General features: G+C 71.7%; 10 protein-coding genes. 4 read left to right on the top strand and 6 right to left on the bottom strand.

The annotated features are described in order from the left end of the window. Positions 1 to 43: 43 nt before the first annotated feature. The 5 genes from rpsD to ACFQRJ_RS03125 form a co-directional block, all read right to left on the bottom strand. Positions 44 to 670 carry a 30S ribosomal protein S4 gene (gene rpsD, locus ACFQRJ_RS03145; protein ID WP_377016940.1) on the bottom strand — a complete coding sequence of 209 codons (627 nt, stop codon included), beginning with the start codon at positions 668 to 670 and terminating at the stop codon, positions 44 to 46. Positions 671 to 827: 157 nt separating this feature from the next. After that, positions 828 to 2,207 carry a replication-associated recombination protein A gene (locus ACFQRJ_RS03140; protein ID WP_377016938.1) on the bottom strand — a complete coding sequence of 460 codons (1,380 nt, stop codon included), beginning with the start codon at positions 2,205 to 2,207 and terminating at the stop codon, positions 828 to 830. A gap of 81 nt (positions 2,208 to 2,288) precedes the next feature. Continuing rightward, on the bottom strand, positions 2,289 to 3,401 hold the full coding sequence (locus ACFQRJ_RS03135) for a quinone-dependent dihydroorotate dehydrogenase (RefSeq protein WP_377016936.1): 1,113 nt from the start codon (positions 3,399 to 3,401) through the stop codon (positions 2,289 to 2,291). A 62-nt stretch (positions 3,402 to 3,463) separates the two neighbouring features. Then, complete coding sequence (locus ACFQRJ_RS03130; RefSeq protein ID WP_377016934.1) at positions 3,464 to 3,907, bottom strand: hypothetical protein; 444 nt, start codon at positions 3,905 to 3,907, stop codon at positions 3,464 to 3,466. Between the two features lie 8 nt (positions 3,908 to 3,915). Beyond that, positions 3,916 to 4,299, bottom strand: a complete 384-nt coding sequence (locus ACFQRJ_RS03125; RefSeq protein ID WP_377016932.1) for a hypothetical protein — start codon at positions 4,297 to 4,299, stop codon at positions 3,916 to 3,918. A 93-nt stretch (positions 4,300 to 4,392) separates the two neighbouring features. Here ACFQRJ_RS03125 and ACFQRJ_RS03120 point away from each other — a divergent pair, with 93 nt between their 5' ends. From ACFQRJ_RS03120 to sucB, 3 genes are all read left to right on the top strand, one after another. Then, positions 4,393 to 5,874: a leucyl aminopeptidase gene (locus tag ACFQRJ_RS03120; RefSeq protein ID WP_377016930.1), complete on the top strand. Its 1,482-nt coding sequence runs from the start codon at positions 4,393 to 4,395 to the stop codon at positions 5,872 to 5,874. Between the two features lie 145 nt (positions 5,875 to 6,019). Beyond that, a complete protein-coding gene (gene lpdA, locus ACFQRJ_RS03115; protein WP_377016928.1) occupies positions 6,020 to 7,423 on the top strand; it encodes a dihydrolipoyl dehydrogenase in 1,404 nt (467 codons plus the stop codon). A gap of 22 nt (positions 7,424 to 7,445) precedes the next feature. Continuing rightward, the gene (sucB, locus tag ACFQRJ_RS03110) at positions 7,446 to 9,389 is read left to right on the top strand and encodes a 2-oxoglutarate dehydrogenase, E2 component, dihydrolipoamide succinyltransferase (RefSeq protein WP_377016926.1); all 1,944 of its coding nucleotides are present in this window, start codon (positions 7,446 to 7,448) and stop codon (positions 9,387 to 9,389) included. A gap of 194 nt (positions 9,390 to 9,583) precedes the next feature. Here the strand turns inward: sucB and ACFQRJ_RS03105 are convergent, their stop codons facing one another. Further along, positions 9,584 to 11,059, bottom strand: coding sequence for a hypothetical protein (locus tag ACFQRJ_RS03105; protein WP_377016924.1), 1,476 nt, complete (start codon positions 11,057 to 11,059; stop codon positions 9,584 to 9,586). Positions 11,060 to 11,140: 81 nt separating this feature from the next. Between ACFQRJ_RS03105 and lipB the strand changes: the two genes are divergently transcribed. Further along, complete coding sequence (gene lipB / locus ACFQRJ_RS03100) at positions 11,141 to 11,839, top strand: lipoyl(octanoyl) transferase LipB (RefSeq protein ID WP_377016922.1); 699 nt, start codon at positions 11,141 to 11,143, stop codon at positions 11,837 to 11,839. Positions 11,840 to 11,867 lie beyond the last annotated feature (28 nt).

Raw genomic sequence — 11,867 nt, 5'->3', positions numbered from 1 at the left:
GGAGTACTCCTGCCGGGGCCTTTCGCGTCGCGATCAGCGCATGTCAGCGCGCGTAGTACTCGACGACCATCTGCACGTCGCAGGTCACGGGGACCTCGGCGCGCTTGGGCCGCGAGACCAGCTTGGCCTTGAGCTGGTCGAGCTCGACCGACAGGTACACCGGGGTGGAGGCGTAGACGTCGGAGTTACCGCCCTCGGCGGCGATCTGGTACTGGTCCATGGCCTGAGCCTTCGGCTTGACCTGGATGGTCTGGCCGGGCTTCACGCGGAAGGAGGGCCGGTCGACCACCTTGCCGTCGACCATGATGTGGCGGTGCACGACGGCCTGACGGGCCTGGAGGATGGTGCGGGCGAAGCCTGCACGCAGCACGAGCGCGTCGAGACGCATCTCGAGCAGCTCGACCATGCTCTCGCCGGTCAGGCCCGCCTCCTTCTTGGCGTCCAGGTAGGAGCGGTGCATCTGCTTCTCGCGCAGTGCGTACTGGGCGCGCAGACGCTGCTTCTCGCGCAGACGCACGGCGTAGTCGGACTCGGTCCGACGGCGAGCACGGCCGTGCTCGCCCGGGGGGTACGGGCGCTTCTCGAAGTACTTGATCGACTTCGGGGTGAGCGGGAGCCCGAGGGCTCGGGACAGGCGCGCCTGCCGGCGCGCACGGGTGACGTTGGTCACGAGGTCTACCTCTGTTCGCGTGGTTGAATCCTGATCTTGCAGCCGCGGATTCAGCGCCCCACACTACCCCAGCGCACACCGCTGCTCAACGGACATCGGCCCCGATCAGCGCCCGGGTCCTGTGGAGTCCCCCACAGCGCCGCGGAGGGCGCCGCCCTCAGCTGCCGCGCGCGTCGTCCGAGCGCAGGATCCTGCGCAGCGCCTCGACCCGCCGGCTGGTGCGGTCCTCGTTGCCGTGGTTCGTGGGCCGGTAGTAGTCCACCCCGACGAGATCGTCCGGGGCGTACTGCTGGGCGACCACGCCGTGCGGCGCGTCGTGGGCATACCGGTAACCGGTGCCGTGGCCCAGCTTCTCGGCCCCGGCGTAGTGCGCATCGCGCAGATGAGCCGGTACCCCGGTGCCCTTGCCGGCCCGGACGTCGGCGATCGCCGCATCCAGCGCCCGGTAGGAGGCGTTCGACTTCGGGGCGGTCGCGATATGCACCACGGCCTGGGCCAGGGGGATCCGGCCCTCGGGCATGCCGAGCATCTGGACGGCCTGCATGGCGGCGACCGCCACCTGCAGGGCGTCGGGGTCGGCCATGCCGACCTCCTCGCTCGCGGCGATGACGACGCGGCGGGCGATGAAGCGCGGGTCCTCCCCCGATTCGATCATCACGGCGAGGTAGTGCAGTGCGGCGTCGACATCGCTGCCGCGCATGGACTTGATGAAGGCGCTGGTGACGTCGTAGTGCTGGTCCCCGGCGCGGTCGTAGCGCAGCGCGGCGCGGTTGACCGCCTGCGACAGGGTGGCCGCGTCGATCTCCCGGGATTCCTTCATCAGTGCGGCGGCCGCGGCGGCCTCGAGCGAGGTCAGTATCTTGCGTGCATCTCCCCCACCCAGGCGCAGCAGGGCCTCGCGGGCCTCGGACGTCAGCGTCACCGCGCCGTCCAGGCCCCGCTCGTCGTTCAGGGCGCGATCGATCAGCTCGTCGAGATCCGAGCGCTCCAGCGACTCGAGCGTGAGCACGATCGAGCGGGACAGCAGCGGGGAGATCACCGAGAAGTACGGGTTCTCGGTGGTCGCGGCGATGAGGGTGACCCAGCGGTTCTCGACGCTGGGCAGCAGGGCGTCCTGCTGCGATTTCGAGAAGCGGTGCACCTCGTCGATGAACAGGACCGTCTCGCGGCCGACGGTCCGCAGCCTCGAGCGCGCCTGGTCGACCACCTCGCGGATGTCCTTGACGCCGGCGAGCACTGCGGAGACCTCGACGAACTCGCGGTCCCCCGACTGCGCGACGACGTAGGCCAGGGTGGTCTTGCCCGTGCCGGGCGGGCCCCACAGGATCACGGAGCTGGGCGCGGTCCGGGCGTCGTCGGCCGCCACCAGGCGGCGCAGCGGGCTGCCGGGCTCGAGGGCGTCGTGCTGGCCGACGATCTCCTCGAGGCTGCGCGGGCGCATCCGCACCGCGAGCGGGGCGCGATGGTCGCGGTTGCGGTCGGACAGCGTGCGCGGGGTCGGCGCATCGCCACCGAGCGAGAACAGGTCCTCGTCCATACCCTCAGCCTAGGTCGGGGACGCCGGCGCCGCAGGTCCTGCGCCCGCGGCCGTGCACCGCCGCCGGGCGGCAGGACGCGCTCAGGCCCATGCCTCGCCACCGAGCTCGCGGGCCAGCCGCCCCGGCCAGCCCGGGCCCTCGTAGATCATCGCCGTGTACCCCTGGACCAGGTCGGCCCCGGCCGCCAGGCGGGCGCGGACGTCGGCAGCGGTGGTCACTCCCCCGCAGCTGATGATGGCGGCCTCGCCCGGCAGTTCGGTGCGCAGCAGTCGCAGCACCTCCAGGGAGCGCTCGGCGAGCACGGGTCCGGACAGCCCGCCCGCGCCGATGGTCTCCAGCCGCTCGGGCTCGGTGCGCAGCGATGCGGGACGGGCAATGGTGGTGTTGGTCGCGATGACGCCCGAGAGGCCGACGTCGGTGGCGAGGGCTGCGACGGCCCGGAGGTCCTCGTCGTGGAGATCAGGCGAGATCTTCACGAGCACGGGGAGCTCACGGCGCAGGCGTCGTCGTGCCCGGGAGACCTCGTCGAGAACGGCCTCGAGCACGGGCCGGAGCATGTCGACGCTCTGGAGGTCACGCAGCCCCGGGGTGTTCGGGCTGGAGACGTTGATCGCGAGGTAGCTGGCGTACGGCGCGAGCAGACGGGCGGAGAAGCGGTAGTCCTCCGCCGCATCCTCGAGGGGGGTGACCTTCGACTTGCCGATGTTCACACCGATCACGGCGCGCTGGCCGCGCTCGGTACGGCGAGCGGTCGCGAGATGCCGGGCCAGTGCCTCGGCGCCGTGATTGTTGAAGCCCATCCGGTTGATGAGGGCGCGGTCCGGGATCAGCCGGAACGATCGCGGGCGGGGATTGCCGGGCTGGGGCTTGGCCGTGACCGTGCCCACCTCCACATGGCCGAAGCCGAGGTCGAGCAGCGCCAGCGGCACCTCACCGTCCTTGTCGAAGCCGGCCGCCAGCCCCAGCGGGCTGTGATGGTCGGCGCCCAGGACATGGCGGGCGGGACGGTGATCGTGCAGCGGGTCAGGGGTGGCGAAGGCTGCCCGCAGCAGTCGCCGACCGCCGGGCAGGTTCTGGGCCGCCCGCAGCGAGCTGACCGTGAGGCGGTGCGCCTGCTCGGCATCGAGCCGGCTGAGGCCGCGGCGGAACAGCGTCTCGTACGGCCCGCGTCGGGAGGTGTCGTCTGTGGTCACGGGGATACCGTACGCGGTCGGGCGTCGTCGGGACGCGGCCGAGGGGCCGGCACCGACGCGGCTCACCGGGTGCGTCGGCCGCGCACCATGTAGATCAGCGCCACCGCCGGCAGCAGCAGCGGCACGAAGCCGTAACCGCGCCCATAGACCGACCACACGGTGGCGTCGGCGAACAGCTCGGGATCGAGCAGGCTCAGCGTGCCCACGGCCAGCACGCCGACCAGTTCGAGGGTGCACAGCGCCTGGGCCAGGGGCGAACGGCGGCCGCGGCGGATCAGGGCGAGGGTCACGGCGATGTAGGTCAGCGCCGCCAGCAGCGAGAAGCCATAGGCGACGGGCGCGAAGGAGAAGTCCCGCAGGATCTGGACCAGGCTGCGGGCCGTCGCGGAGAGGGCGAACAGCCCGTAGACGATGATCAGCACGGCCTCGAAGCCGCGTGAGCGAGACTGCTCCCCCGCACGCGGCGCAGCGGTGGGGCGCTTCTCCCCGTCGGTCGTGTGCCTCATGTCATCGCTCACGCGAAGCCTCCCGGCCAGATCTGATGAAGGCGCATCAGCAGCACCACGGACGTCAGGGCGACCACGGCGATCGCGAGGCTGCCCCAGCGGCTGCGCTCCCACACGCCGACCCACACGCCGGCGACGGCCATGGCCAGGCCGGTCAGGAGATAGCCGTAGAGGGTGACCCGGTCGGCCGGGGCACCGCCGGCGAGGTCCTCCAGCCCCAGCACGACGGCGAGGACGACCCAGACCACCGCGACCAGCGCACATGCACCGAGCAGGACCAGATCGGCCCGCAGATCGCGCACCGCGTAGTAGATGCCCAGCAGCGCGGTCACCACACAGACCACCGACACCAGGATGCTCAGCGCCAGCATCGACCGTCCCGTCCTCGTCATGTCCGGGCCGTGGAGATGCCACGGCCTGCCGGCTCTGCGTCAGCGGGCCGCACGGGGCGACCGGCAGGTCCGCGCCAGCTCTACGATGGAACCATGCCCACCATCACCGTGTCTGACACCTCCCTGCGCGACGTCGATACCGACGTCCTCATCCTGCCGCTGCTCGCCGGGGCCGGCGACGCCCCCTCGAGCGTCCCCGGAGCTCCGGAGATCTCCGAGGTCATCGCACCTCTGGACGCCTCCGCAGCCCGCGGCGACCTCCACCGGATCCCCTCCTACGGCCTGACCTCCGCCGGCTCGCTCCTGCTCGTGGGCATCGGTGAGGAGGATCTCTCCGAGGCCGACGACGAGGACCTCCGCCTGGCGTTCGGCGCCGCCACCCGCTCCCTGACGGGCACCGCCGGCGCCGCGATCGCTCTGCCCGGCGGCACTGCCGCCCAGCAGGCCGCGGCTCTGGAGGGCGCGGCCCTGGGTGCCTATGCCTTCACCGCCCACAAGACCGGCTCGGGCTCGTCCGCCCCGAAGCCGGCTCTGGGCTCGATCACGCTGCTGAGCGAGGACGCCGCCGCGCCGGCCATCGCCGCCGCGGCCGAGCGTGCCGGTGTGCTCGCCGACGTCGTCGGTCTCACGCGCGATCTGGTCAACACCCCGCCGAACCTGCTCTACCCCGCCGAGTTCGCGCGCCGGACCGAGGAGGTCGCTGCCGACCTGCCGCTGACGGTCACGGTGCTGGACGAGAAGCAGCTCGCCGAGGGCGGCTACGGCGGCATCGTCGGCGTCGGCCAGGGCTCGACCCGTCCCCCGCGTCTGGTGCGCGTCGAGTACGCGCCGGAGAACGCGCGCAGCTCCGTCGCGCTGGTGGGCAAGGGCATCACTTTCGACACCGGCGGCATCTCGATCAAGCCCGCCGCCGGCATGGACGACATGACCTCGGACATGACCGGCGCCGCGACCGTGCTGTCCGCGACGGTAGGCGCCGCCCGGCTCGGGCTCGACGTCAAGGTCACCGCCTTCCTGGCGCTGGCCGAGAACATGCCCGGGGGCGGCGCCCAGCGCCCCGGTGACGTGGTCACGATGCGCAACGGCAAGACGGTCGAGGTGCTCAACACCGACGCGGAGGGCCGCATGGTCATGGCCGACGCCCTGGTCGACGCGGTCGCCGACGAGCCCGACCTGGTCATGGATGTGGCCACGCTCACCGGCGCCGCCGTGGTGGCGCTCGGCAAGCGCACCGCCGGGGTGATGGGCACCCAGGCCGGTCGCGACGCCGTGATGGAGGCCTCCGAGCTGACCGGCGAGCCGTTCTGGCCCCTCCCCTTCCCGGCGGAGCTGCGGGCGGACCTGACCGGTCGGGTGGCTGATCTGCGCAACATCGGCGAACGCTGGGGCGGGGCCCTGACCGCCGGCATCTTCCTGGCCGAGTTCGTGGGTGAGACGGAGTGGGCCCACGTGGACATCGCCGGCCCCGGGTACGCATCCTCCCCGCTGGGATACATGGGCAAGGGAGGCACCGGCATGAGCGTGCGCACCGTGCTGCGGGTGCTCGAGGACCGCGCCTCCGCCCCCGCCGCCTGACCCGGGATGCCCGGCCCCGCTGGGCATCCTGCGCAGCGAGCCGAACGGCACCGCCTGGTGGCCTAGCATGGGACCCGCAGGCGGTGCCGTCGACCAGCCCGGTCAGCGCGCCGCGTAGAACACCCACACACCGAGGAGCACACAGGTGGCGGATACAACCACTGACCAGTTCGACGTCGTGATCCTGGGCGGTGGCAGCGGCGGCTATGCGGCCGCGCTGCGCGGAGCCCAGCTCGGCCAGAAGATCGCTCTCGTGGAGAAGGACAAGCTCGGTGGCACCTGCCTGCACCGCGGCTGCGTCCCGACGAAGGCGCTGCTGCACGTCGGCGAGCTCGCCGACACCCCGTCCGAGGCGTCCGAGGTCGGGCTCGAGCTCACCGTCGGCTCGGTCGACGTCGAGAAGATGCTCGGCTACAAGGACAAGATCATCGGCCGCCTCTACAAGGGCCTCCAGGGCCTCGTGAAGGCGCGCAAGGTCGAGTACGTCGAAGGCTTCGGCCGTCTCACCGGTCCGCAGACGGTGACCGTCGAGACCGAGTCCGGCACCCGCGAGCTGACCGGCAAGAACATCGTGCTGGCCTCCGGCTCCTACTCCAAGACGCTGCCGGGGATCGACCTCGGCGGCCGGTTCCTCGACTCCGAGACCGCGCTGCAGCTGCCGGAGGTGCCCAAGAACCCGATCATCCTCGGCGGCGGCGTCATCGGCGTCGAGTTCGCCTCGGTGTGGAAGTCGCTCGGCGCCGAGTCCGTGACCATCGTCGAGGGCCTCCCCCATCTGGTGGCCAACGAGGACGAGTCGCTGTCCAAGGCTCTCGAGCGGGCCTACAAGAAGCGCGGCATCACCTCCTCGCTGGGCGTGTTCACGGAGAAGGCCGAGCAGACCGACTCCGGCGTGAAGGTCACTCTGACCGACGGCACGGTCTTCGAGGGCGACTACCTGCTGGTCGCCGTCGGCCGCGGGCCGACGACCTCCGGGCTGGGCTACGAGGAGCAGGGCATCGAGATGGACCGGGGCTTCGTCCTCGCGAACATGGAGACCCTGGAGACCAACGTCCCCGGCATCTACGCCGTCGGCGACATCGTCCCCGGCCTCCAGCTCGCCCACCGCGGCTTCCAGCAGGGCATCTTCGTCGCCGAGCGCATCGCCGGCCAGAACCCCGCCCCGATCATCGAGTCCGGCATCTCGCGCATCACCTACTGCGAGCCGCAGCTGGGCTCCGTCGGCCTCACCGAGAAGCAGGCCAAGGAGCAGCTGGGCGAGGATGCCGTGGAGACCTACGAGTACAACCTCGCCGGCAACGGCAAGTCCCAGATCCTCGGCACCACCGGCTTCATCAAGATGGTGCGCGAGAAGAACGGCGCGATCGTCGGCGTGCACATGATCGGCTCGCGCGTCTCCGAGCTCATGGGCGAGGCCCAGCTCATCGTCAACTGGGAGGCCTACCCCGAGGATGTCGCCTCCCTCATCCACGGCCACCCGTCGCAGCACGAAGCCATGGGCGAAGCCGCCCTGGCGCTCGCCGGCAAGCCCCTGCACGCCCACGCCTGAGCCCACCAGGAGGAGAACCCCCATGTCTGAAACCGTGAAGATGCCGGCGCTCGGTGAGTCCGTCACCGAGGGCACCGTCACCCGTTGGCTCAAGGGCGTCGGCGACACCGTCGACGTCGACGAGCCGCTGCTCGAGGTCTCGACCGACAAGGTCGACACAGAGATCCCCTCCCCTGTCGCCGGCACCATCGAGAAGATCCTGGTCGAGGAGGACGACGACGCCGAGGTCGGCGCCGATCTCGTCGTCATCGGCGACGGCTCCGGCTCCTCCGACGAGGGCTCCGGCGACTCGGGCGCGCAGCAGGAAAGCGAGGAAGCTCCTGCCGCCTCCGACGAGCAGACCGAGTCCGATGGCGGCTCCGACCAGGGCTCCGCGCCCTCCGGCGAGGGCGAAGATCTCGCCTCCGACGAGACCGTCGCCCCCTCCACCGATGAGGAGGCGCCGGCCGGAGAGTCCGAGAAGCCCGCCGATGCGTCGGACGAGGCCGGTTCGGGTGCCGCCGGTGGCGCCGCCGCCGGCGAGGAGGTGACGATGCCGGCCCTTGGTGAGTCCGTCACCGAGGGCACCGTGACCCGCTGGCTCAAGAGCGTCGGCGAGAGCGTCGAGGTCGACGAGCCGCTGCTCGAGGTCTCGACCGACAAGGTCGACACCGAGATCCCTTCCCCGGTCGCGGGCACCGTGCTCGAGATCCGCGTCCAGGAGGACGACGACGCCGAGGTCGGTGCCGTGCTCGCAGTCGTCGGCGACTCCTCCGGAGCGTCCGCGGGCGGCGATGAGCCGACGCAGCAGGCTCCGGCCGCCGAGGAGAAGGCGGAGGAGAAGGAGCCCGAGCAGGCAGAGGCCGCGGAGAAGCCGGCCGAGGGGAAGGCCGAGCAGGCCGCGGAGAAGCCGGCGGAGGAGAAGGCCGAGCAGTCGGCGGCGCCGACGCAGAGCGAGCAGCCCGCTGAGGCCAAGGCCGATGCCCCCCAGGGGCAGGAGAAGCAGGACCCCTCCGTGCCCGAGACGACCCCGAAGGCCGCGGACTCCGTCACCGGCGCCGAGTCCTCCGGCTACGTGACGCCGCTGGTGCGGAAGATGGCGGCCGATGCCGGCATCGACCTCTCCACGGTGACCGGGACGGGCCTGGGCGGCCGGATCCGCAAGCAGGACGTCCAGCAGGCCATCGACGAGCAGAAGGCCGCTGCCGAGGCGGCGTCCGCCCCGGCCGCGGGCGCTCCCGCCGAAGCTCCCAAGGTCGAGGCTTCCCCGCTGCGCGGCACCGAGGAGAAGATGTCCCGGATCCGCAAGATCACCGCGAAGCGCATGGTCGAGTCCCTGCACGAGCAGGCTCAGCTGACCACGGCGGTCGAGGTCGACATGACGCGGATCGCCAAGCTGCGCGGCCGCGCCAAGGATGCGTTCGCTCAGCGCGAGGGCGCGAAGCTGACCTTCCTGCCGTTCCTCATGATGGCCGCGATCGAGGGTCTGAAGGTCTACCCCAAGCTCAACGCCACCATCGACGGAGACACCGTGAAGTACGCCGCGGCCGAGAACATCGGCATGGCAGCGGATACCGAGCGCGGGCTGGTCGTCCCGGTCATCAAGAACGCCGGCGACCTGAACCTGGCGGGCCTGGCCCGTCAGATCGGCGAGCTGGGCTCGAAGGCCAAGAACAACAAGCTCGGCCCGGACGACCTCTCCGGGGCGACGTTCACGCTGACCAACACCGGCTCGGGCGGCGCACTCTGGGACACCCCGATCGTGCCCAGCCCGCAGGTCGGCATCCTCGGCACCGGCACCATCACCAAGCGGCCCGCGGTGGTCCAGAACGCCGAGGGCGACGACTCGATCGCGATCCGCTCGATGATGTACCTGTTCCTCTCCTACGACCACCGCCTGGTCGACGGGGCGGACGCCGCTCGCTTCCTCACCTTCATGAAGAAGCGTCTCGAGGACGGCGCGTTCGAGGCGGAACTCGGCCTCTGAGCCCGTAGCCCGCCCGTCCTCGCGCGGCGGACGGCATCCGCAGGGCCCGGCACCGATCGATTCGGTGCCGGGCCCTTGCTGTGCCCTCGCCAGCTCTTGCTGTGCCCGCCGCCAGATCGCGCTCGGACGCCCTGCGAACCGTCGCCGGCGCCCTCGTGCGCTGTGTGACGGGTGTTCTCCTCGGGGCCTGCGGGTCAGGGACTCTCGTCGGTGTCGTCCACCGTCCGGGTGCGCTGCACGAGCCACCGGGAGCCGTCCCAGCGCAGATCCAGGTCGACGACGGTCGCCTCCGTGGCCGGCACGGTCCGCGTGGAGCCGTCGGCCTCGATCACCTCGTGCTCGGCCGTGGACGTCTCGATCTGCAGACGTGCCGTACCGTCCGCAGTCGGTTCCCGGACGAGTTCGGCCTCATGGACCACCGGGCCGCCGCCACGGACCTCCACCCCCTCGTAGGCCTCACGCACCTGGTCGTCCTCTGCCAGGGCCTCGCTGCCCTCGAGGGCGGCCGGCTCCTCCGAGATGCCGGTCACGTAGGAGTGGCGGGTCCCTGCGAGCTCTGTGGCCAGTGCCCACGGATCCTCGATCTTCGGTACTGCGGCCTCGGCCGAGGCAGGAGCAGCAGCGGGGCCGGCTCCTTCAGCGGAGGTCCGTGGCCCCGAGTCCGGGAACAGGATCAGCCAACTGGCGACGCCGAGGACCGTGCCCGCCACCAGCACGACCGCGGCGGACAGCACGGCGGTGCGACGAGTGCGGCGCCCTGCCAGCACCTGCCGGACGGCCGTGGCCAGCCCGCGCGCACCGGTCCGCCACGACGAGCCGGTCACACCGCCGCCGCCGATGTCGCGGGAGGCGGTATCGCCGACATACCGCGTCCGTGCCCGGACCAGGCGCGGAGCCGGCAACGGCGCCGCAGCGCGAGTGGCCGCGGAGCCCTTCGCCGGAACCTCGTCGTCCCCCGAGGCCTCCTCGGGCGGCGTTCCCGCGCCCTCCCCCGGGTCGTCCTCGGGCGGCGGTCCCGTCTCCTCCCGCGGCATCTCATGCCGCGGCTCGTCGATCCGGCGCCGCAAGGTGCGCTCCTGATCCTGGAGCACGGAGTCGACCCACGCCCGGTCCGCGCGCTGCGCCGAGACCTCGGTCCCGGGCGCCAAGCCGGTCAGGTCGAGCAGCACCACGCTGCCGTCGGCCCGGATCCCGATCCCCTGCCCGGGCGCGGCGCCCAGCGCCCAGCCCCGCTCATGCAGGGCGTCCACCACCGCGTCGAGATCCTCGCGTGCGCGGGCCTGCGCCATCCGCTCGGCGGTCGCCGGGCTGCCGTCGACCGCGGAGCGCCGGCCTCCGCGAAGGTCTAGCGGCCGGGCGGACTCCCGCACGTAGCCCTCGTCCCCGATCTCCAGCACCGTCGGCGCTGCCGAGGCACCGGCGACCTCGAGCGCAGCGAGCAGCTGCATCTCGGCGCGCACACTCTCCAGGCCGGTCGGCGTGAGCGCTTGGACGTGCAGGGCCATACGGTCACCCCGGACACGGACCTGCGTCTCCTCGCGATCGCGGTCTCGCCGCTGCGCGGCGCCGAGCTCGGACAACAGGCGGCGCCCTGCCCCGGCGGAGCGTCCCAGCCCACCGTGCAGGGGGCCCGGCCCGTGCTCGAACCGCTCCTGATCGAAGTCCTCCATGGGTCCAGTGAACCCCGTCACTCCGGTGCCGACCGCTGGCCGTCCACAACGCACTGGTGAGGGCCGGAGTAGCCTGTGTGCGTGCTCGACGTCATCCGCCTCGGTTTCAGCGAACCCCTCCCCGAGGGAGACCGCCATGAGGAGTTCGACCTGCCTCCCGGTCCGGTCGACTTCCGCTCCGCCTGGGATATCCAGCGCCGCCTCCACGCCGAGGTCGTCGCCGGCATCCGGCCGGACACGCTGCTGCTGCTGGAGCATCAGGCCGTGTACACCGCCGGCAAGCTCACCGCTGATCACGAGCGCCCCCGCGACGGCGCCGAGGTGATCGACATCGACCGCGGCGGGAAGATCACCTGGCACGGGCCGCAGCAATTGGTCGGCTACCCGATCGTCAAGCTCCCGATCCCGATCGATGTCGTCGGCTTCGTGCGCGCGCTCGAGCACACTCTCATCGGCGTCTGCGGGCAGATGGGCGTGGACACGCTCCCGATCGAGGGTCGCAGCGGCGTATGGGTCGCCCCGCAGGGCGAGGAGGCCCGCAAGGTCTGCGCGATCGGGATGCGGGTCTCCAAGCGGGCCACCATGCACGGCTTCGCCCTGAACTGCGCCAACGACCTCAGCTGGGCGGAGAACGTCATCCCCTGCGGTATCGACGACGCCGGCGTGACCAGCCTCAGCCGCGAGGCGGGCCGTCGCATCGCCGTGGCCGATGTGATCGACGAGGCCGAAGAGGCGATGACGGAACTGGTGGCGCACCGCACCTCTGCTGCCGTGGTATGACGTGCGCCGGGCCCAGGCCCGCTCGGTA

The organism is Brachybacterium sp. GCM10030252 (genome assembly GCF_042666535.1).
Taxonomy (GTDB): Bacteria; Actinomycetota; Actinomycetes; order Actinomycetales; family Dermabacteraceae; genus Brachybacterium.
Note: the sequence above shows the minus strand (reverse complement) of the source record. Positions and strands in the feature narration are given on the sequence as shown.